This window comes from Sphingomonas flavalba, assembly GCF_004796535.1.
Taxonomy (GTDB): Bacteria; Pseudomonadota; Alphaproteobacteria; order Sphingomonadales; family Sphingomonadaceae; genus Sphingomonas_L; species Sphingomonas_L flavalba.
Map to the genome: position 1 here is coordinate 20,036 of NZ_SPHY01000002.1, position 19,213 is coordinate 39,248.

General features: G+C 69.1%; 21 protein-coding genes. 10 read left to right on the forward strand and 11 right to left on the reverse strand.

Going from position 1 to position 19,213, the window contains the following annotated elements; all coding sequences use genetic code 11:
- Positions 1-89: 89 nt before the first annotated feature.
- Genes E4A53_RS01870 through E4A53_RS01880 form a run of 3 tightly spaced genes read left to right on the forward strand, consistent with a single transcriptional unit; the run spans position 90 to position 2,945 of the window.
- The gene (locus E4A53_RS01870; RefSeq protein WP_136161753.1) at positions 90-1,562 is read left to right on the forward strand and encodes a leucyl aminopeptidase; all 1,473 of its coding nucleotides are present in this window, start codon (positions 90-92) and stop codon (positions 1,560-1,562) included.
- Between the two features lie 7 nt (positions 1,563-1,569).
- Positions 1,570-2,010 (forward strand): DNA polymerase III subunit chi, encoded by a 441-nt coding sequence (locus E4A53_RS01875; protein ID WP_136161428.1) that lies wholly within the window; start codon positions 1,570-1,572, stop codon positions 2,008-2,010.
- A 53-nt stretch (positions 2,011-2,063) separates the two neighbouring features.
- The gene (locus E4A53_RS01880) at positions 2,064-2,945 is read left to right on the forward strand and encodes a tyrosine recombinase XerC (RefSeq protein ID WP_136161754.1); all 882 of its coding nucleotides are present in this window, start codon (positions 2,064-2,066) and stop codon (positions 2,943-2,945) included.
- Between the two features lie 2 nt (positions 2,946-2,947).
- Here E4A53_RS01880 and E4A53_RS01885 read toward each other — a convergent pair whose 3' ends face one another.
- From E4A53_RS01885 to rsmI, 4 genes are read right to left on the reverse strand one after another with little or no spacing between them, the layout of a single operon-like run.
- On the reverse strand, positions 2,948-3,547 hold the full coding sequence (locus E4A53_RS01885) for a DedA family protein (protein WP_136161429.1): 600 nt from the start codon (positions 3,545-3,547) through the stop codon (positions 2,948-2,950).
- The gene (gshB, locus tag E4A53_RS01890) at positions 3,544-4,497 is read right to left on the reverse strand and encodes a glutathione synthase (protein WP_136161430.1); all 954 of its coding nucleotides are present in this window, start codon (positions 4,495-4,497) and stop codon (positions 3,544-3,546) included. The genes E4A53_RS01885 and gshB overlap by 4 nt, the downstream gene beginning before the upstream one ends.
- A gap of 50 nt (positions 4,498-4,547) precedes the next feature.
- Positions 4,548-4,907, reverse strand: a complete 360-nt coding sequence (locus E4A53_RS01895) for a YraN family protein (RefSeq protein ID WP_136161431.1) — start codon at positions 4,905-4,907, stop codon at positions 4,548-4,550.
- Positions 4,904-5,743, reverse strand: a complete 840-nt coding sequence (gene rsmI / locus E4A53_RS01900) for a 16S rRNA (cytidine(1402)-2'-O)-methyltransferase (protein WP_136161432.1) — start codon at positions 5,741-5,743, stop codon at positions 4,904-4,906. The genes E4A53_RS01895 and rsmI overlap by 4 nt, the downstream gene beginning before the upstream one ends.
- A 12-nt stretch (positions 5,744-5,755) precedes the next feature.
- Here rsmI and E4A53_RS01905 point away from each other — a divergent pair, with 12 nt between their 5' ends.
- Positions 5,756-6,940: a penicillin-binding protein activator gene (locus E4A53_RS01905; protein WP_136161433.1), complete on the forward strand. Its 1,185-nt coding sequence runs from the start codon at positions 5,756-5,758 to the stop codon at positions 6,938-6,940.
- A gap of 16 nt (positions 6,941-6,956) precedes the next feature.
- Here E4A53_RS01905 and hemW read toward each other — a convergent pair whose 3' ends face one another.
- From hemW to rph, 3 genes are read right to left on the reverse strand one after another with little or no spacing between them, the layout of a single operon-like run.
- Positions 6,957-8,108 (reverse strand): radical SAM family heme chaperone HemW, encoded by a 1,152-nt coding sequence (gene hemW, locus E4A53_RS01910; RefSeq protein ID WP_136161434.1) that lies wholly within the window; start codon positions 8,106-8,108, stop codon positions 6,957-6,959.
- The gene (gene rdgB / locus E4A53_RS01915) at positions 8,105-8,776 is read right to left on the reverse strand and encodes an RdgB/HAM1 family non-canonical purine NTP pyrophosphatase (protein ID WP_136161435.1); all 672 of its coding nucleotides are present in this window, start codon (positions 8,774-8,776) and stop codon (positions 8,105-8,107) included. Before rdgB ends, hemW begins: the two co-directional genes overlap by 4 nt.
- Positions 8,773-9,489, reverse strand: a complete 717-nt coding sequence (gene rph, locus E4A53_RS01920; protein ID WP_136161436.1) for a ribonuclease PH — start codon at positions 9,487-9,489, stop codon at positions 8,773-8,775. Before rph ends, rdgB begins: the two co-directional genes overlap by 4 nt.
- A 117-nt stretch (positions 9,490-9,606) precedes the next feature.
- Between rph and E4A53_RS01925 the strand changes: the two genes are divergently transcribed.
- From E4A53_RS01925 to grpE, 3 genes are read left to right on the forward strand one after another with little or no spacing between them, the layout of a single operon-like run.
- Positions 9,607-9,795 carry a hypothetical protein gene (locus E4A53_RS01925; RefSeq protein ID WP_136161437.1) on the forward strand — a complete coding sequence of 63 codons (189 nt, stop codon included), beginning with the start codon at positions 9,607-9,609 and terminating at the stop codon, positions 9,793-9,795.
- A gap of 53 nt (positions 9,796-9,848) precedes the next feature.
- Positions 9,849-10,889, forward strand: coding sequence for a heat-inducible transcriptional repressor HrcA (gene hrcA, locus E4A53_RS01930; RefSeq protein ID WP_136161438.1), 1,041 nt, complete (start codon positions 9,849-9,851; stop codon positions 10,887-10,889).
- Positions 10,886-11,440: a nucleotide exchange factor GrpE gene (grpE, locus tag E4A53_RS01935; protein ID WP_136161439.1), complete on the forward strand. Its 555-nt coding sequence runs from the start codon at positions 10,886-10,888 to the stop codon at positions 11,438-11,440. Before hrcA ends, grpE begins: the two co-directional genes overlap by 4 nt.
- A gap of 120 nt (positions 11,441-11,560) precedes the next feature.
- Here grpE and E4A53_RS01940 read toward each other — a convergent pair whose 3' ends face one another.
- Together E4A53_RS01940 and E4A53_RS01945 are read right to left on the reverse strand one after the other, a co-directional pair.
- Positions 11,561-12,001: a vgr related protein gene (locus E4A53_RS01940; protein ID WP_136161440.1), complete on the reverse strand. Its 441-nt coding sequence runs from the start codon at positions 11,999-12,001 to the stop codon at positions 11,561-11,563.
- A 49-nt stretch (positions 12,002-12,050) separates the two neighbouring features.
- The gene (locus E4A53_RS01945; RefSeq protein WP_239018088.1) at positions 12,051-12,473 is read right to left on the reverse strand and encodes a copper chaperone PCu(A)C; all 423 of its coding nucleotides are present in this window, start codon (positions 12,471-12,473) and stop codon (positions 12,051-12,053) included.
- 155 nt (positions 12,474-12,628) lie between these two features.
- Here E4A53_RS01945 and dnaK point away from each other — a divergent pair, with 155 nt between their 5' ends.
- The gene (gene dnaK / locus E4A53_RS01950) at positions 12,629-14,542 is read left to right on the forward strand and encodes a molecular chaperone DnaK (protein WP_136161442.1); all 1,914 of its coding nucleotides are present in this window, start codon (positions 12,629-12,631) and stop codon (positions 14,540-14,542) included.
- A gap of 595 nt (positions 14,543-15,137) precedes the next feature.
- Entirely contained in the window at positions 15,138-16,265 is a 1,128-nt protein-coding gene (gene dnaJ / locus E4A53_RS01955) for a molecular chaperone DnaJ (protein ID WP_136161755.1), read from the forward strand.
- A 341-nt stretch (positions 16,266-16,606) separates the two neighbouring features.
- Here dnaJ and purB read toward each other — a convergent pair whose 3' ends face one another.
- A complete protein-coding gene (gene purB / locus E4A53_RS01960) occupies positions 16,607-17,905 on the reverse strand; it encodes an adenylosuccinate lyase (protein ID WP_136161443.1) in 1,299 nt (432 codons plus the stop codon).
- A gap of 208 nt (positions 17,906-18,113) precedes the next feature.
- On the opposite strand from purB, the gene E4A53_RS01965 reads away from it, so the two are divergent.
- The gene (locus E4A53_RS01965) at positions 18,114-18,446 is read left to right on the forward strand and encodes an EF-hand domain-containing protein (RefSeq protein WP_136161444.1); all 333 of its coding nucleotides are present in this window, start codon (positions 18,114-18,116) and stop codon (positions 18,444-18,446) included.
- A 54-nt stretch (positions 18,447-18,500) separates the two neighbouring features.
- On the opposite strand, the gene radC is transcribed toward E4A53_RS01965, so the two are convergent.
- Entirely contained in the window at positions 18,501-19,178 is a 678-nt protein-coding gene (gene radC, locus E4A53_RS01970) for a RadC family protein (RefSeq protein WP_136161445.1), read from the reverse strand.
- Positions 19,179-19,213: the final 35 nt, after the last annotated feature.

Below are 19,213 nucleotides of genomic sequence, written 5' to 3' on the forward strand. Positions count from 1 at the left end.
ATTTTCCCGCTATCCCGGCCTAGATAGGGCGTTATCGGGCCAGCCGGCCCGCACGATCTATAGCGAATTTCATGAAGGAAGCTTCTCCGATGCGCCTCTCTTTTGCCTCCGCCCGCCCCACCGGTGCCCATGCCCTCGCCTTGCTCGTCACGGGCGGGGGAGCCGGCAAGGTCAAGGTGGCCGGGCTGGCGGCGGAGGATGCGGAGCTGGTGGCGGCCGCCGTCGCCGGTGCCCGTTTCGACGGAGAAGCGGGAACCGTCGCCGAATTCTTTGCGCGTGTCGACGGCACGCCGTGCCGGGTGCTGCTTGTCGGTGTCGGTGCCGGCGCCCCGGTGGATCACGAGCGGGCCGGTGCCGCGCTCACCGCCCGGCTGTTGAAATCGGGGGCGGAAAAGCTGGTGATCGACCTGTCCGGCACCGATTCCACGGCGGAAGCGGCGGCCGCGCTCGGCGCCGGCGCGGTGCTGCGCGGCTGGCATTACGACATCCACCGCACCCGCCAGCAGCCGAAGAGCAAGGCGACGCTGGCCGAGGTGGTGCTGGTCGGCGCGCCGGACGGCAGCGATGCGGCCTGGGCGCGGGCGGATGCGGTCGCCCAGGGCGTCGGCTTCACCCGCGAGCTGGTGACGGAGCCGGCGAACATCATCTACCCGGAAAGCTTCGTCGAACGCTGCCTGCCGCTGAAGGAACTGGGCGTCGAGATCACGGTACTGGACGAACCGGCGATGTGCAAGCTCGGCATGGGCGCGCTGCTCGGTGTCGCGCAGGGCTCGGCGCGGCCGCCGCGCCTGCTCGTGCTGCGCTGGGACGGCACCGGTGGCGGGCAGGACGCGCCGCTGGCGCTGGTCGGCAAGGGCGTGACCTTCGACACCGGCGGCATCTCGATCAAGCCCGCCGCCGGCATGGAGGACATGAAGTGGGACATGGGCGGCGCCGGCGCCGTCGTCGGCACGATTAAGGCGCTGGCCCTGCGCAAAGCGAAGGCGCACGTCGTCGGCGTCTGCGGGCTGGTCGAGAACATGCCCGGCGGCAACGCCCAGCGGCCGGGAGACGTCGTGACGTCGATGTCCGGCCAGACGATCGAGGTGATCAACACCGATGCGGAAGGACGGCTGGTCCTGTCCGACGCGCTCGCCTGGGTGCAGAAAGTGCACAAGCCGCGCACCATCGTCGATTTGGCGACGCTGACCGGGGCGATGATCATCGCGCTCGGCCACGAACATGGCGGCCTGTTCGCCAACGACGATTCGCTGGCCGACCAACTCCTCGCCGCCGGCAAGGCGTCCGGCGACCCATTGTGGCGCTTCCCGCTTGGCGACGCCTACAACAAGCTGCTCGATTCGCAGATCGCCGACATGAAGAATGTCGGCCCGCGCTATGCCGGGTCGATCACCGCCGCGCAGTTCCTCCAGCGCTTCGTCAACGACGGCGTCCGCTGGGCGCATCTCGACATCGCCGGCATGGTCTGGGCGGACAAGCCCGGCGCGGTGTGGGACAAGGGCGCGACCGGCTTCGGCGTGCGTCTGCTCGACCGCTTCGTCGCCGACAATTTCGAGAAATAGCGCCGGCGTGCAGGTCGATTTCTACCATCTGACCACCAGCCCGGTCGGCGCCGTCCTCCCCCGCATCGCCGAGCGCGTGCTGGGGGAAGGCGGCCGGCTGCTGGTGGTCAGCGCCGATCCGGCCCAGCGCGATGCCCTCGACCGGGATCTCTGGGCCTACCGCGCCGACGCCTTCCTGCCCCATGCCACGGCCGGCGACGGTGGCGAGCCGGACCAGCCGGTGCTGATCGCCGAGGCGCCGGTGCCGCTGAACGCCGCCCGCAACATCGCGCTCGTCGATGGCCGCTGGCGTGACGAGGCGACCACGTTCGACCGCGCCTTCCACTTCTTCGACGAGGACGGGATAGAGGCCGCCCGCGCCGCCTGGCGCGCGCTCGCCGAGCGCGAGGGCGTCGAACGCCGCTACTGGAAGCAGGACTCGGCCGGTCGCTGGGCGCAGGTCGCGTAGAGCAAGCGGGATTCACGCCGCCGGCAAAGGCGGCTACACTCGCCGGCGTGAGCCTGCCGCACCCACTTGCCGTCCGCTGGGGCGACCATCTCCGCCGCGACCGGCGGCGCTCGCCGCACACCGTGCGCGCCTATGTCGCCACCGCCGAGCGGCTGCTCGCCTTCCTCGCCGGCCATCACGGCCAGGCGGTCGACGGCGCCCTGCTCAAGACGATCGGCACGGCTGACCTGCGCGCTTTCCTCGCCCGGCGTCGGAACGACGGCATCGGTAACGCGTCGGCGGCGCGGGAATTATCGGCGGTGCGCGGCTTCCTCGCCTTCGTCGGCGTCGAGGCGCCACGGCTGAAAGGCCCCAGGGTCAAGCGCGGCGTACCGCGCCCGATTTCACCGGATGAGGCGCTGGCGCTGGCCGACGAAGTGGCCGAAGACGCGCATCAGCCGTGGATCGGCACCCGCGACTGGGCGGTGCTGCTGCTGCTGTACGGCGCCGGTCTGCGCGTCGGCGAGGCGATGGCGCTGACCGGCGCGGTGCTGCCGATCGGCGAGGCGATGGCGGTCACCGGCAAGCGCGACAAGACCCGGATCGTGCCGATCCTGCCGCAGGTGCGCGAGGCGATAGAGGCTTATGTCGCCGCCTGTCCCTGGCCGATGGAGAAGGATGTCGCGCTGTTCCGCGGCGCGCGCGGCGGGCCGCTGTCGGCGGCGCTGGTCCGCCGCGCCGTCCGCAAGGCGCGGGGCCGACTCGGCCTGTCGGATCGCACGACGCCGCACGCGCTGCGCCACAGCTTCGCCACCCACCTGCTCGGCCGTGGCGCCGACTTGCGCGCGCTGCAGGAACTGCTCGGCCACGCCAGTCTCAGCTCGACCCAGATCTACACCGCCGTAGACGCCGCCCACCTGCTCGACGTCTACCGCAACGCCCACCCCCGCGCCTGATTTCAGCGTTCAGGCCGCCAGAACAGCACCCGCCACACATACACCGCCAGAACCGCCAGGATCACCGCGCTCGACAGCGGGCCGAGCACCAGTTCGACATCGGCGAACCGCTTGCCCAGCATATAACCCGCCACCGCCAGCATCGCCGTCCAGCCGGCGGTGCCGATCGTCGACCACAGCAGGAACGGCGCCGTCTTCATGCCGAGCAGCCCGGCCGGGATCGAGATCAGCGAGCGCACCGTCGGCAGCATCCGTCCGAACAGGATCAGCGGCGCGCCATAGCGTTCGAACAGCGCCTCGCCGCGCTCGATCTCGCGCCAGTCGATGGTCAGCCAGCGGCCGAACCGGTCGATCAGCGGGCGGAACCGGGCGATGCCGATCGCCCGCGCCAGCAGGTACCAGGCGTAATTGCCCGCCATCGCGCCGATCGTGCCGCTGACGATCACCCCCCAAAGGCTCATATAGCCGCGCGCCGCGCCAACCCCGGCGACCGACATGATGACTTCTGACGGGATCGGCGGGAACACCGTTTCCAGGAACATCAGCAGCGCGACGCCCAGATAGCCGGCGTCCTCGATCAGGCGGATCACCCAGTCGGTCATCGTGCCGCCAGCCGCGCTTCGATCGCGTCCCAGATCATCGCGCCGGTATCGGTCCCGTTGAACGCATCCATGCCGACAAAGCCGGTCGGTGAGGTGACGTTGATCTCGGTCAGCCATTTGCCGCCGATCACGTCGATGCCGACGAACACCAGCCCGCGCCGCTTCAGTTCAGGCCCCAGCGCGGCGCAGATTTCCAGCTCGGTCTCGGTCAGCGTCGTCGGCGCCGCACGCCCGCCGACCGCCAGGTTGGACCGGATCTCGCCTTCGCCCGGAATGCGGTTGATGCCGCCGGCGACGACGCCGTCGACCAGGATGATCCGCTTGTCGCCCGATACCACGTCGGGAATGAACGCCTGCAGCATGTGCGGCTCGCGATAGGCGGTGTTGAATACCTCGATCAGCGACGACAGGTTGGCGTCGCCGCGCCCGATCTTGAATATCGCCTTACCGCCGTTGCCGTGCAGCGGCTTGACGACGATCTCGCCGTGCTGGTCGAGGAACTTCCGCGCTTCGTCCAGGCTGCGGGTGACCAGCGTCGGCGGCATGAACCGCGCATAATCGAGCACCAGAATCTTCTCCGGTGCGTTGCGGACGGACGCCGGGTCGTTGACCACCAGCGTCCGGTCGGCAATCCGCTCCAGCAAGTGGGTGGCGGTGATATAGCCCAGGTCGAACGGCGGGTCCTGGCGCATCAGCACCACGTCCGCCTCGCTGCCCAGGTCGAGCGCCACCGGGTCGCCGGCGGTGAAATGGTCGCCCGCCACCCGCTTGACGGTCACCGGCCGCGCCTTGGCCCATACCCGGCCGTCGGCGTAGCTCAGGTCCTCCGCCGCGTAATGGAACAGCCGGTGCCCGCGCGCCTGCGCCGACAGCATCAGGGCAAAGCTCGAATCGCCGGCGATCTTGATCGTCTCCAGCGGGTCCATCTGGACCGCGACGGTAAGGGACATTGGCGGGGCACTCCTTGTCGGCCGCGCTCTACGGGCTGGCGGCGGCCTTGTCACCCATGCCAGGCATTGGCGATGTGGCGGGGCAGGCGGCCCGGCGCGACGAGGATCACGTCGATGCGGATCGTGTCGGCGCCCGCGGCATAGCGGAACGCGAGCAGCGCCGCCGCCGCTGCGACCCGCTTCAGCCGCTGCCGGTCGATCGCATGGTCGAGCGCCGCGGCGCGCGTCCGGTGCTTGACCTCGACGAAGGCGACGGTGCGCCCGCGCCGTGCGACAAGGTCTATCTCGCCCACCGCCGTGCGCACCCGCCGGTCGACGATCCGCCAGCCGTGCAGGCGCAGCCACCAGGCGGCGACCGTCTCGCCGCGCCGGCCATGGCGCTCCGCCGTCCGTCGCGCCTGCGCGGTCATCCGCCGCCTTTCAGCGCCATCGCCCGCGCATAGAGCGCCTTGCGGTCGGCGCCGGTCGCCTTCGCCACTTCGCCCGCCGCCTTGGCCGGGGGCAGGCGGGTCAGCGCCTCGGCCAGCGCCGCGTCGATCGCGCCGGCGTCGGGGGCGGGCGCCGCGCCCGGCGGCGCCACCACCACCACGATCTCGCCCTTCGGCGGTGCCTCGGCATAGCGCGCGGCCAGATCGGCCAGCGTACCGGTCACACATTCCTCGAACCGCTTGCTGATCTCGCGCGCCACCGCCGCCTCGCGCCCGCCCAGCCCAGCGGCCAGCGCGGCAAGGCAGTCGCCCAGACGCGGCCCCGATTCGTACAGCACCAGCGTCGCGCGAACCGTCGCCACCTCGGCGATCGCCTGCGCCCGCGCCGCCGCCTTGGCGGGCAGGAAGCCCAGGAACAGGAATCGGTCGGTCGGCAGCCCGGCCAGGGTCAGCGCCGCGATCGCCGCACAGGGGCCGGGCAGGGTGGTGACCGTAACCCCCGCCGCCCGCGCATCGCGCACCAGCTTGAAGCCGGGGTCGGAGATCAGCGGCGTGCCCGCGTCGGAGACCAGCGCCACCGCCTGCGTCGCCATCCGCGCGATCAGCTCCGGCCGCATCCGGTCGGCATTATGGTCGTGATAGGGCAGCATCGGCCGTTTGATGCCCAGATGGTGGAGCAGCTTGGCGGTCACCCGGCTGTCCTCGACCGCAATCAGGTTGGCCGCCGCCAGCACCTGTCCGGCGCGCGGAGACAGATCGGACAAGTTGCCGATCGGCGTCGCGACGATGTAGAGGCCGGGTTCCAGAGTTTCGTTCATAAGGGAATCGTCATGGCAGAGGCATATGCGGCGCCGCAACCGCGTCCTTGGGGGTTGGCGCGGCTGGCGGGCCTGGCAATGGCGCTTCTTATCGCCGGCTGCTCCACGGTCGTGCCGCGCGGCCAGCCGCCGGCGCCGCCGCCGCCGACCACGCAGCCCGGCCCGGTCGACAACCAGTTGCCGACCGATACCGAACGCCATCGCATCGCCGTGCTGGTGCCGACCACGGGTTCGGTCGCGGCGGTCGGCCAGTCGATTGCCAACGCCGCGAACCTCGCCGTGCTCGATACCGGCGGCCAGCGCATCCGCGTCACCGTCTATGACACCGCGCCCGGCGCCGCCGCCGCCGCGCAGCGCGCGCTCGCCGACGGCAACAAGCTGATCCTCGGCCCGCTGCTCGCCGACGACGTCCGCGCCGTCGCCCCGCTCGCCCAGCGCGCCAATGTGCCGCTGATCAGCTTTTCCAACGATGTCAGCGTCGCCGGGCGCGGCACCTTCATCATGGGCTACAACCCGGTCCAGTCGATCGACCGGGTGGTCCGCTATGCCCGTTCGCGCGGCGTCGCCCGCTTCGCCGGGCTGATGCCGGCCGGCACTTATGGCCAGCGCGCGGCGACGGCGATGATCCGCTCGGTCGAATCGGCCGGCGGGCAGGTCGTCGCCATGCAGAATTTCGACCGCAGCCGCACATCGCTGGCCGCGGCGATCGGCAAGCTGCCGAAGAATGGCTACGACGCGGTGCTGATCGCCGACAGCGGCCGCATCGCGCTGCAGGCGGCGCCACTGGTTCGCAAGGAAGGCGGGGCGGACGCGCGCATCCTCGGCACCGAATTGTGGAACACCGAAACCAATCTCGGCGCCAGCCCGGCGATGGCCGGCGCCTGGTTCGCCAGCGTGTCGGACGGCCTCTACAACCAGCTAGCCGGCAAGTATCGCGGCCGATACGCCGCCGCGCCCTATCGCATCGCCAGCCTTGGCTATGACGGGGTGCTGCTCGCCACCCGCATCGCGCAGGACTGGCGCGTCGGCACCGCCTTCCCGGTCCAGCGGCTGACCGACAGCGGCGGTTTCGCCGGCATCGACGGTGCTTTCCGCTTCGGCCGCGACGGCGTTGCCGAACGCGCGCTGGAAGTAAAGCAGATCGGCGGCGGCGGCTTCACCGTCGCCTCGCCCGCCCCGGCTCGCTTCGGCGAATAAGGGCGGGGGCCGCCGTCTACACCCCCGCGACGACGATTTCCGCCAGGATCGAGTCGAGCAGCAGCATCCCCGCGTCGCTGACCGTCAGCCGGTCGCCGGTCAGCGTCACCAGTTCGTGCCCGGCCAGCCGCTCGACCGCCGCCCGGTCGACCAGCCGGTCGCACCCGGTGCGCCGGGCGATATGCGCCAGGTCGACCCCCTCGCTCAGCCGCAGGCCCATCAGCAGCGCCTCGCTCGCCCGCGCCGCCGGGCTCAGCGCGTCCTCGCGGACGATGCCGTGGCCGTTGCGGGCGACCGCGCTCAGGAAATTCTCCGGCTTGCGATGGCGCTCGCTCGCCTGCGCCAGCCGCCGGCCGTGCGCGCCGGGGCCGACGCCCAGATAATCGTCGTAGCGCCAGTAGGACAGGTTGTGCCGGCTCGCCTCGCCGGGCCGGGCATGGTTCGACACTTCGTAGGCGGCAAGGCCGGCGGCGGCGGTCATCGCCCGGGTCAGTTCGAACAGCGTCGCACCATGGTCGGGGTCGACCGGGCGCAGCGCGCCGTTCGCGACCAGCGTCGCGAAGCGGGTGCCCGGCTCGATCGTCAACTGGTAGAGCGACAGATGGCCGGTGCCAAAGCCGATCGCCCGCGCCAGTTCGGTCTCCCACGCCACCGCGCTCTGTTCCGGCCGGGCATAGATCAGGTCGAAGCTGACCCTGTCGAACGCAGCCTGCGCCGTCTCCAGCGCCCGCAGCCCCTCGTCGACGCCGTGGGCGCGGCCAAGGAAGGCCAGCACCGCATCGTCCAGCGCCTGCAGGCCGAGCGAGACGCGGTTGACCCCGGCCGCCGCCAGATCGGCGAAGCGCGCCGCCTCGACCGAGGACGGGTTGGCCTCCAGCGTGATCTCGATGCCGTCGGCGAAGCCCCAGTGCCGCTCCGCCGCCGCGATCAGCGCCGCGACGGTGGCTGGCGGCATCAGCGACGGCGTGCCGCCGCCGAAGAAGATCGAGGTCAGGGGCCGCCCCGGCACCAGCGCCGCCTCATGCGCCAGGTCGGCGAGCAGCGCCTGTTGCCATGCCGCTTCGTCGATCGTCGCGCGGACATGGCTGTTGAAATCGCAATAAGGGCATTTGGAGACGCAGAACGGCCAGTGGATGTACAGCGCCAGCGGTTCGGGGGAAGGGGTCAGAGCAACGCCGCCTTCAGCATGGCGAAGGCGGCGGCACGGTGGCTGATCCGGTGCTTGGCCTCCGGCTCCATCTCGCCGAACGTCTCGGCATGGCCGTTCGGCAGGAAGAACGGGTCATAGCCGAATCCGCGTTCGCCGCGCGGTGGCCAGACCAGCACGCCGTCGACCCGCCCTTCGAAGCTCTCGACATGGCCGTCCGGCCAGGCGACCGACAGCGCGCAGACGAAATGCGCATCGCGCGGCGTATCGGGGCCAAGCGCCAGGAGATGCTCGTGGACCAGCCGCATCGCATAGCCGAAATCCTTCTCCGCTCCTCCCTCCGCCGGGCTTCCGTCGACGCTGCGCGCCGGCGGAGCCTTGAAGCCCGGCTGCGCCCAACGGGCGGAAAAGATACCAGGATCGCCGCCAAGGGCCTCGACGCACAGGCCGCTGTCGTCGGCCAGCGCCGGCAGGCCGGACAGGTCGGCGGCCAGCCGCGCCTTCAACTCGGCATTGGCGATGAAGCTGGTGCCGGTTTCCTCCGGCTCGGGCAGGCCCAGCGTCGCCGCCGATACCGGCTCGATCCCCGCCGGGCCGAGCAGCGCGGCGATCTCGCGGACCTTGCCGGCATTGTGGCTGGCGACGACCAGCCGCCCGGCGGCAAGCTTGCGGCTGGCCTGGTAGTTCATCCGGCGATCGCCCGGTCCTGCGCGGTGAAAATCTCGGTGCAGCCGATCCGGGCAAGGCGCAACAGGCGCAACAGGGCCTCCTCGTCATAGGGCGCGCCTTCGGCCGTCGCCTGCGCCTCGGCGATGTTGCCGTCGCCGGTCAGCACGAAATTGGCGTCGGCGCCGGCATTGCTGTCTTCGGCATAATCCAGGTCGAGCACCGGGGTTCCCTGATAGATACCGCAACTGATCGCCGCGACTTTCTGGACGATCGGGTCCTCGCTCAGCAGGCCCTGCCGCATCAGCCCGTCGACCGCCAGGCGCAACGCCACCCACGCGCCGGAGATCGAGGCGGTGCGGGTGCCGCCGTCGGCCTGGATGACGTCGCAGTCGACGGTGATCTGGCGTTCGCCCAGCTTCTTCAGGTCGACAACGGCGCGCAGCGACCGGCCGATCAGCCGCTGAATTTCCTGCGTACGGCCGGATTGCTTGCCTTTCGCCGCCTCGCGGCTGCCGCGGGTGTGGGTGGCGCGGGGCAGCATGCCGTATTCCGCCGTCACCCAGCCTTCGCCCTTGCCGCGCAGCCACGGCGGCAGCCGCTCCTCGACGGAGGCGGTGACCAGCACCTTGGTATCGCCGAACCCGATCAGCACCGATCCTTCGGCGTGGCGGGTAAAATTCGGCGTGATGGTGATGGCTCGCATCTGGTCTGGCGCGCGGCCGGAAGGGCGCATGATATGTCCTTGTTGCTGGTGGCAGGTGGTTCGGCCCGGGCTGTAGCCCCAGCCGCCGCGCCATGCCACCCCCTCTTGCTCTTGCCACTCGCGCCGCCGCATGCTCAAAGCAGCGGCATGCGCAGGGCACTCATCATCATCGGCGTCGTCGCCGCGCTGGTCGGCTTCTGGTGGCTGGGGCAGGGGACGGAGGTCATTCGCTGGCCGGCCTCGTCGATGCTGGGCGAACCGTTCTGGGTCACCGCTGGCTCGGCGCTCGGCGCGCTCGGGCTGGTGCTGATCCTGATCGCCCGCCGCATCCGTTGATCCGCCGCCCGGCGACGCTTCAACTGCGGCACAACACTCCCTAGATTGGCGCCATGAGTTCGCAGAGCATCCTCGAGATGTCGGAACGCGCCCGCGCCGTGTTCCGGCTGGTGGTCGAGAATTACATCGACAACGGCGCCCCGGTCGGCTCGCGCACGCTGTCGCGGCTCGCGTCGCTCAACCTGTCCTCCGCCTCGATCCGCAACGTCATGCAGGATCTGGAGGAAGCCGGGCTGCTCGCCGCGCCGCACGTCTCCGCCGGGCGAATCCCGACCGAGATCGGCCTGCGCCTGTTCGTCGACGGCATGATGCAGGTGGCGGAACCCTCGGCGGAGGAGCGGGCGGAGATCGAGCGCCGCTCGGCCAATGCCGGCCCGATCGAGGAGGCGATATCCTCGGTCACCGCCACGCTCTCCGGCCTGTCTGCCTGCGCCGGCATCGTGCTGGTGCCGAAGCAGGAGCCGGTGCTGCGCCAGCTCGGCTTCGTGCCGCTGTCCAGGCGGCAGGCGATGGCGGTGCTGGTCGGGCAGGACGGATCGGTCGAGAACCGCGTCGTCGATCTGCCCTCCGGCGTCACCCCCTCGCTGCTGATCGAGATCGGCAACTATGTCAGCGAACGCCTCGCCGGCCTGACCCTGGGCGAGGCGCAGGAGCGTATGACGGCGGAGATTTCCGCCGGTCGTGCCGCGATCGACCGCGCCGCGGGGGAACTGATCGCGCGCGGCCTCGCCGTCTGGTCGCGCGACGGCGCCCGCCCCGTCCTGATTGTGCGCGGCCAGGCGCGGCTGCTCGACGACGATGCTACCGCGCATCTCGAACGCGTCCGCCAGTTGCTCGACGAGCTGGAGGGCAAGGAGGAGATCGCCCGCCTGCTCGATCTGGCGCGAGACGCCAGCGCCACGCGCATTTTCATCGGGTCGGAGAACAAGCTGTTCGCGCTGTCCGGCTCGTCGGTCATCGCCGCCCCCTATCGCGGCGGGGACGGGCGGGTGGTCGGTGTCGTCGGCGTGATCGGCCCGACGCGATTGAACTATGCGCGCATCGTTCCCATGGTTGACTTCACCGCACAAACCCTGTCGAGGCTGATGGCATGAACGAAGACGAGAAGATCGAAACCCCCACCGCCGAGGACACCGCGCCCGCGGCGCCCGACAGTGCCGGGCAAGACCGTCTCGCCGCGCTCCAGGCCGAGCTGGCCGAAGCGCAGGCGGCGGTGCTTTACGCTCAGGCGGAAACCCAGAACACGCGCCGCCGGTTGGAACGCGAGGTGGTCGACGCGCGCACCTATGCCGCCACTGGCTTTGCCCGCGACATCCTGTCGGTCGCCGACAATCTCGCCCGCGCGCTCGCCGCGATCCCGGCCGAGCTGCACGACGACGAGCGGCTGAAAGGCCTGATCACCGGCATCGAGGCGACCGAGCGCGAGCTTGGCACCGTGTTCGAGCGCAACGGCATCACCCGCGTCGTCGCGCTCGGCCAGCCGCTCGACCCCAACCGCCACCAGGCGATGGTCGAAATCCCGAACGCGGAGGCGGAGCCGGGCACCATCGTCCAGGAAATGCAGGTCGGCTACATGATCAAGGACCGCCTGCTCCGCCCCGCGCTGGTCGGCGTCGCCAAGGCTGTGGACAAGCCGGCGGGCTAGGGCTTGTCCTGTTCAAGCGGTACCAGCCCGCTCCCCCACCCGGCCTCCCAACGGCAGTATCATATGGGAGGCCGGGTGGGGGAGCGGGCTGGTACCGCTTCCGTCTGAAGCGGACGAACCCTAGCCGGCCCCGAAGGGCAGGCACCGCGCTTCCGGGCAATCGCTACCGCGCGCCAGGAAGGCATGGCGGACGATCTCCGCCTGCTGCTCGATGCCGTAGCGGACGAACGGCTTCCCCGGCACCAGCGTGTAGCGGTAACGGCAGAACGGGTGGCGCATCAGCGGCAGCCACCACCGGCCGCCGCGCTGCGCCTGCCAGACATGGGTCATCTCGTGGATGAAATGGCCCTGCAGGGCGGTGGGCGCGGCGCTGAAATCCAGGCAATAGGCGTCGCCGTCCGGGTGGAACCAAAGGTGCCCGTCGGGCGCCATCGTCACACGGCGCGGCTGGAGCGGCCACCATTTGCGGCGGTACACCCGCACGCGATCGTAGGCGATCGCGTCGCCGAAGATCGCGGCGGCCAGCGCCCGCTCGCCGCCGGTCAGTGCCCGTCCGTCCACTAGAATTTATCCTGGTTAAGCGCCGCTTCCGCCTGAAGCGGACAAACCCTTAATGCGCGGCGGCGCCCATCGCGTGCACCGGCGTGTCGACCTGGATGCGGGTGCCGTTGCCGAACGCGAAGACCAGCGGCAGCGTCTTGCCGGGGGTGATCGCCGGGTTGATGTTCCACAGCATCACGTGCAGCCCGCCGGGCGCGAACTCCACCTTGCTGCCAGCCGGCACCGGCACGGCGGTCACCGTGTTCATCCGCATCACGCCGTTATCGTTCCTGCTCTCGTGCATTTCGACGCGGATCGCCATCGGGCTGGACACCTGGATCAGGTCGGTCGCCTCGTCGCTGCCGTGGACGGTGAAATAGGCGGCGGACGGGTTGCCCGCCACCGGCGAGAGCTGGACGCTGGCATTGTCGACGTACAACTCCGGCGCCTTCTGGCAGCTCGCCGTGATCGCCAGCAGGGGAAGAAGGAACAACGCTCGGGCCATCGCAACCACTCCGCTTGCCACAGGAGCGCGCAAGTCTACGCCGCGCGGCGACTTGCGACAAGCGAAAGCCCCCCTATATCGCCCCGGTAACCCCGGCCCTATGGGTCGGGAGGTTTTGTACTTGCAGGGGCATGAGGACGATAATGGCAAAAGTGATCGGTATCGATCTTGGCACCACCAACAGCTGCGTCTCGGTGATGGAGGGCGGCAAGCCGAAGGTCATCGAGAATTCGGAAGGCGCGCGCACGACGCCGTCGATCGTCGCCTTCGCCAAGGACGGCGAGCGGCTGATCGGCCAGCCGGCGAAGCGCCAGGCGGTGACCAACCCGGACAACACCGTATTCGCGGTCAAGCGGCTGATCGGCCGTCGCTTCGACGATCCGGTGACCAAGCGGGATACGGAACTGGTGCCCTACAACATCGTCAAGGGCGCCAATGGCGACGCGTGGGTCAAGGCCGGCGGCGCCGACTATTCGCCGTCGCAGATCAGCGCCTTCATCCTCCAGAAGATGAAGGAAACCGCCGAGTCCTATCTCGGCGAAACCGTCACCCAGGCGGTCATCACCGTTCCCGCCTATTTCAACGATGCCCAGCGGCAGGCGACCAAGGACGCCGGCCAGATCGCCGGGCTGGAGGTGCTGCGGATCATCAACGAACCGACGGCGGCGGCGCTCGCCTACGGGCTTGAGAAGCAGGACGGCAAGACCATCGCGGTCTACGACCTCGGCGGCGGCACCTTCGACATCTCGATCCTCGAGATCGGCGACGGCGTGTTCGAGGTGAAGGCGACCAACGGCGACACCTTCCTCGGCGGCGAGGATTTTGACACCAAGGTTGTCCAGTATCTCGCCGACGAGTTCAAGAAGGCGGAAGGCATCGACCTGACGCAGGACAAGCTGGCGCTGCAGCGGCTGAAGGAAGCGGCCGAAAAGGCGAAGATCGAACTGTCCTCGGCCCAGACGACAGAGGTCAACCTGCCGTTCATCACCGCCGACGCCACCGGGCCGAAGCACCTGGTCAAGACGATCACCCGCGCCGATCTGGAGCGGCTGGTGGAAGAGTTGATCAAGCGCACGCTCGAACCGTCGAAGAAGGCGCTCGCCGACGCCGGCCTGCAGGCCAGCGGCATCGCGGAGGTCGTCCTCGTCGGCGGCATGACCCGCATGCCGCGCGTGCGCGAGGTGGTGAAGCAGTTCTTCGGCAAGGAACCGCACACCGGCGTCAACCCGGATGAAGTCGTCGCGATGGGCGCCGCCATTCAGGCCGGCGTGCTGCAGGGCGACGTCAAGGACGTGCTGCTGCTCGACGTGACGCCGCTGTCGCTGGGCATCGAGACGCTGGGTGGCGTGTTCACCCGGATGATCGACCGCAACACGACGATCCCGACCAAGAAGGCGCAGACCTACTCGACCGCCGATGACAACCAGCAGGCGGTGACGATCCGCGTGTTCCAGGGTGAGCGCGAGATGGCGGCCGACAACAAGCTGCTCGGCCAGTTCGACCTCGTCGGCATCCCGCCGGCGCCGCGCGGCGTGCCGCAGATCGAGGTGACGTTCGACATCGACGCCAATGGCATCGTCAACGTTTCGGCGCGCGACAAGGGCACCGGCAAGGAACAGCAGATCAAGATCCAGGCGTCGGGCGGCCTCAGCGATTCCGACATCGATCAGATGGTCAAGGATGCCGAGCGCTTCGCCGAGGAGGACAAGAAGCGGCGCGAGGCGGCTGAGGCGAAGAACAACGCCGAAAGCCTGATCCACACCACCGAGCGCCAGCTCGCCGAGCATGGCGACAAGGTCGACGAGGCGCTTAAGGCGGAAATCGAGGCGGCGATCGCCGAGGCCAAGACCGCGGTCGAGGGGGGCGATAGCGCGGCGATGAGCGAAAAGGCCCAGGCCCTCGCCCAGGTCGCGATGAAGCTCGGCCAGGCGATCTACGAAAAGGAGCAGGCGGCGCAGGCCTCGCCGGGTGGCGCGGAAGCCGAAGAGCCGGCCAAGGCCGACGACGACGTCGTCGACGCCGAATTCTCGGAAGTCGACGACAACAACAAAGGCTGACGGTGACGCGGGCCCCGACCTCGCACGCCCCGGACGGACGCGGGAGCAGGCCGCCAATGCCTGCTCCCCCCCGCCCGGACACCCCCGACCGCGCCCAAGGCAGGCGCGACGGGCCGCGCGTCCGCGCCGGTCAGCCCACCGCGCCCCACCTGCGCACCCTCCACACACCCCCCAAAAGCCCGTCCATCCCGCGCGCGATCGAGGCAATGCCGCACCAGCCCGAACTCGATCCTACCCCACGTCCGTCCATCCCGAGCGTAGTCGAGGGACGCACGGCGCGCTGCGCTCCGCCAATCCTCACCACCGCCCATCGACCCCGCTCGTGGCGAGCGGATGGGCCCCGGCTGCCCCTCCCATGCGTCCCTCGACTACGCTCGGGATGGACGGCTCTTTGCTATTCGTCGGAACTGCGTCGCGGTCGGGCAAACGGTGAAGGCTTGCGGGTCTCCCAACCGTCCATCCCGAGGGTGGTCGAGGCAATACCGCACCAGCCTGAACTCTATCCCCGTCCACATCCGTCCATCCCGAGCGCAGTCGAGGGACGCACCACAAAGAGACGCGCCGGCGCGCACACGCGGGTACATACGGGGGCATGATGAGCACCGACGCCGATTACTACGAACTGTTGCAGGTCGAACGCACCGCCGATGGCGGCACGATCAAATCCGCCTATCGCAAGCTGGCGATGCAGTATCACCCCGACCGCAACGGCGGTCGGGCCGATGCCGAGGCGAAGTTCAAGGCGATCAACGAGGCCTATGACTGCCTGAAGGACCCGGAGAAGCGCGCCGCTTACGACCGCTACGGTAAGGCGGCGTTCCAGAATGGCGGCTTCGGCCAGGGCGGCGCCGGCATGCACGGCTTCGAAGGCTTCTCGGACATCTTCGAGAATATCTTCGGCGAATTCATGGGCGGCGGGCGCGGGCGGCAGCAGAGCGGGCCCCGGCGCGGCGCCGACCTGCGCTACGACCTCGAAATCACCCTCGAGGAGGCGTTCCACGGCAAGCACACGCAGGTGTCGATCGACGTGTCGGCGCCGTGCGACGGCTGCGACGGATCGGGCGCGCGGCCCGGCACCGCGGCGCGCGCCTGCACCACCTGTGGCGGTATCGGCAAGGTCCGCGCCCAGCAGGGGCCGTTCGTCATCGAGCGGCCGTGCCCGTCCTGCGACGGCGCCGGCCAGGTCATCGCCGATCCCTGTCCGCAATGCCGGGGCGAGGGGCGGGTGGACAAGGCCCGCGCTCTCGACGTCGACATCCCGCCCGGCGTCGACGACGGCACCCGCATCCGCTTGTCGGGTGAGGGTGAATGCGGCGCGCGCGGTGGGCCATGCGGCGACCTCTACATCTTCCTGCACGTCGCCCGCCACGCGCTGTTCGAACGTGAGGGGACGACCCTGTTCGCGCGCGCGCCGATCAGCTTCACCACCGCCGCGCTCGGCGGCTGCATCACCGTGCCCGGCCTCGACAAGCAGCCGCACGAGATCCGCATTCCCGCCGGTATCCAGTCTGGCAAGCAGATCCGCCAGCGCGGCGCCGGCATGCCGGTGCTGCAGGGGCGGGGGCGCGGCGACCTCGTCGTCCAGATCGAGGTCGAGACGCCGACCCGGCTGAACGCCCGGCAAAAGGAACTTCTGGAAGAATTCCGCGCCACCGAGACCGGCGAGGAATGCCCGGCCAGCCAGGGCTTCTTCACCAAGCTGAAGGCGATGCTGGATCTTTAAGGGAAGGGGGATGCCGGACGGAGAGCGGGTTCGGCGTCGCCTCCGGCAGCCACCGTCATCGCGAGCTGCAAAGCGGCGCGGCAATTCACCGCCATCTTGGACCCCGCACACGAAAAACCCCTCGCCGGCTGCCCGGGGAGGGGTCGTTTCGCGTCAGAGGGCGACAACCGTTCCGACGACCAGGGCTTGGGTGGCCACGACCACCACCAGACTCAGCATGTTCTCGACGTAGCGCATGATTACCTCCTTGCAGAGCGTCTTGTCATGTCTCCGAGTAGAGATAACATTATTGCTCAAAAAAGCAACTTTAAAATAAGCTATGTCAGTTGCAGTTTTTGCACTCAGGCGGCGCCGAACACCCGTTCGAAAATCGTGTCGACGTGTTTCAGGTGATAACCCAGATCGAAACTTCGCTCGAGCTCGGCGTCGGACAGCGTCACCTCCGGGTCCGCCTTCAGCAGTTCGAGCAGCGACAGCGCGCCGTCGGACTCCCACACCTTCATTGCGTTGCGCTGGACCAGGGCATAGGCGGCTTCGCGGCTCAACCCGGCCTGGGTCAGCGCCAGCAGCACCCGCTGCGAATGGACAAGCCCGCCCATCCGGTCGAGATTCTTCTGCATCCGCTCCGGGTAGACCAGCAGCTTGTCCATCACCCCAGTCAGCCGCGCCAGCGCGAAGTCGAGGGTAATCGTCGCGTCCGGCCCGATATAGCGTTCGACCGACGAATGGCTGATGTCGCGCTCGTGCCACAGCGCGACATTCTCCAGCGCCGGGGTGACATAGCCGCGCACCATCCGCGCCAGCCCGGTCAGGTTCTCGGTCAGCACCGGGTTGCGCTTGTGCGGCATCGCCGACGAGCCTTTCTGTCCCGGCGAGAAATATTCCTCCGCCTCCAGCACCTCGGTGCGCTGCAAATGGCGGATCTCGACCGCCAGCCGCTCGATCGACGAGGCGATGACGCCCAGCGTCGCGAAGAACATCGCGTGCCGGTCGCGCGGGATCACCTGCGTCGACACCGGTTCAGGCACCAACCCCAGCTTCGCCGCGACATGCGCTTCGACCCGGGGGTCGACATTGGCGAAGGTGCCAACCGCACCCGAAATCGCGCAGGTCGCGACCTCGGCCCGCGCCGCGATCAGCCGCGCCCGCCCGCGCGAAAATTCGGCATAGGCCTCGGCCATTTTCAGCCCGAAGGTCACCGGCTCGGCATGGATACCGTGGCTGCGCCCGATCGTCGGGGTCAGCTTATGTTCGATCGCCCGGCGCTTCAGCACCGCGAGCAGCGCGTCGACGTCGGCGATCAGCAGGTCGGCCGCCCGCGCCAACTGCACCGCAAGGCAGGTGTCGAGCACATCGGAACTGGTCATGCCCTGGTGCAGGAAGCGCGCCTCATCGCCGACATGCTCGGCGACATTGGTCAGGAAGGCGATGACGTCGTGCTTGGTCACCGCTTCGATTTCATCGATCCGATCGACCTCGAACGCGCCGCGTTCCCAGACGGCCTTCGCCGCCTCCTTGGGCACGATGCCGAGTTCGGCCATCGCATCGAGCGCATGCGCCTCGATCTCGAACCAGATGCGGAAGCGGGTTTCGGGTGTCCAGACCGCCACCATGTTGGGGCGGGAATAGCGCGGGATCATCGCCCAAATTCCTGAGTTGTTCGCAAATCGTCGCGGATTCCGATCGGAACCCGGTCGAGCGGTGCGCTAGCAGGGATGGGTGTCCCTCGCAATCGCCGGCCCGCCGCAACGCGCCGCCGGCCGGCACGTTGATCGATGGCAGCGCAAGCCCCGCGTCGCAGGTGGCCTGGAACAATCGGGCCGGAGTTCCATCACGTGGAGATGATCGATGTTTCGTACACTGCTGATGGTCGGCGCTTTGGCGCTGACCGCCCCTGCCCTAGCCCAGGAGCAGCCGGACGCTGACGCGCAGCCGGACGCCAAGGCCAATGTCACCGCCGTTGTCGAATCCGAATTCGACACCTACGACTCCGATAAGAGCGGCGATCTGAACGAACAGGAGTTCAGCACCTGGCTGATCGCGCTCAAGACCCAGGCCGAAGGCGAGAAGGCCAAGGCGACAGACTTGCAGAAATGGGCGAGCGCCGCTTTCGCCCAGGCCGATGCCGACAACAGCAAGGCCGTTTCGCCGGCTGAGCTGACGACCTTCCTCCAGGGCTGATCATCAGGCCCTCACTGGCGGGCTTCCCTGATGGGAAGCCCGTTTTTGCGCGGTTCAGATCAGCCCGGCGGCGCGCATGCTGCTGTGGCCGCCGGCGCCGATGATGATATGGTCGTGAACGACGATCGACAGATGCTTGCCCGCTTCGATCAGCGCGCGGGTGACGGTGATGTCCTGGCGGCTGGGCGCCGGGTCGCCGCTCGGGTGGTTATGGACCAGGATCACGCCGCTGGCGCCTAGGTCGATCGCGCGGCGGATCACCTCGCGCGGGTGGATCGCCGCCTGATCGATCGATCCCTCGCTGGTCAGTTCGTCGCGAATCAGCATGTTGCGCGCGTTGAGGTAGAGTATGCGCACCCGCTCGACCGGAATATGGGCGAGGTCGGCGCGCAGATAGTCGAGCAGCGCCTGCCAGCTGGCGATGACCGGGCGCTCGCTGACCTCGGCACGGACCAGGCGCAGCGCGGCGACCTGCACGATCTTCAGCGCCGCGACGCTGGTCTCGCCCAATCCGGCGCGCGCCAGCGCCGCCGCGTCCGCGGACAGCAGCCCGCCTATCCCGCCGAACTGGTGGAGCAGGCGCTTGGCGAGCGGCTTGGTGTCCTGCCGGCGGATGACCAAGCCGAGCAGATATTCGATCAGTTCGTGGTCGAGGAGCGACTCGCCGTCGTTGAGCAACCTTTCGCGCAGGCGCGACCGGTGGCCGGTACCGTCGGTTATCCCATCCCCCATCCGATGAGCCTAACGGTAATCGGCGCGATCGGGAA

Coding starts and splice junctions, on each gene's coding strand:
- E4A53_RS01870 (WP_136161753.1), top strand. CDS start 90: ATGCGCCTCTCTTTTGCCTCCGCCCGCCCCACCGGTGCCCATGCCCTC.
- E4A53_RS01885 (WP_136161429.1), bottom strand. CDS start 3,547: ATGACCGACTGGGTGATCCGCCTGATCGAGGACGCCGGCTATCTGGGC.
- gshB (WP_136161430.1), bottom strand. CDS start 4,497: ATGTCCCTTACCGTCGCGGTCCAGATGGACCCGCTGGAGACGATCAAG.
- E4A53_RS01895 (WP_136161431.1), bottom strand. CDS start 4,907: ATGACCGCGCAGGCGCGACGGACGGCGGAGCGCCATGGCCGGCGCGGC.
- rsmI (WP_136161432.1), bottom strand. CDS start 5,743: ATGAACGAAACTCTGGAACCCGGCCTCTACATCGTCGCGACGCCGATC.
- E4A53_RS01905 (WP_136161433.1), top strand. CDS start 5,756: ATGGCAGAGGCATATGCGGCGCCGCAACCGCGTCCTTGGGGGTTGGCG.
- rdgB (WP_136161435.1), bottom strand. CDS start 8,776: ATGAACTACCAGGCCAGCCGCAAGCTTGCCGCCGGGCGGCTGGTCGTC.
- rph (WP_136161436.1), bottom strand. CDS start 9,489: ATGCGCCCTTCCGGCCGCGCGCCAGACCAGATGCGAGCCATCACCATC.
- E4A53_RS01925 (WP_136161437.1), top strand. CDS start 9,607: ATGCGCAGGGCACTCATCATCATCGGCGTCGTCGCCGCGCTGGTCGGC.
- hrcA (WP_136161438.1), top strand. CDS start 9,849: ATGAGTTCGCAGAGCATCCTCGAGATGTCGGAACGCGCCCGCGCCGTG.
- grpE (WP_136161439.1), top strand. CDS start 10,886: ATGAACGAAGACGAGAAGATCGAAACCCCCACCGCCGAGGACACCGCG.
- dnaK (WP_136161442.1), top strand. CDS start 12,629: ATGGCAAAAGTGATCGGTATCGATCTTGGCACCACCAACAGCTGCGTC.
- dnaJ (WP_136161755.1), top strand. CDS start 15,138: ATGAGCACCGACGCCGATTACTACGAACTGTTGCAGGTCGAACGCACC.
- purB (WP_136161443.1), bottom strand. CDS start 17,905: ATGATCCCGCGCTATTCCCGCCCCAACATGGTGGCGGTCTGGACACCC.
- E4A53_RS01965 (WP_136161444.1), top strand. CDS start 18,114: ATGTTTCGTACACTGCTGATGGTCGGCGCTTTGGCGCTGACCGCCCCT.
- radC (WP_136161445.1), bottom strand. CDS start 19,178: ATGGGGGATGGGATAACCGACGGTACCGGCCACCGGTCGCGCCTGCGC.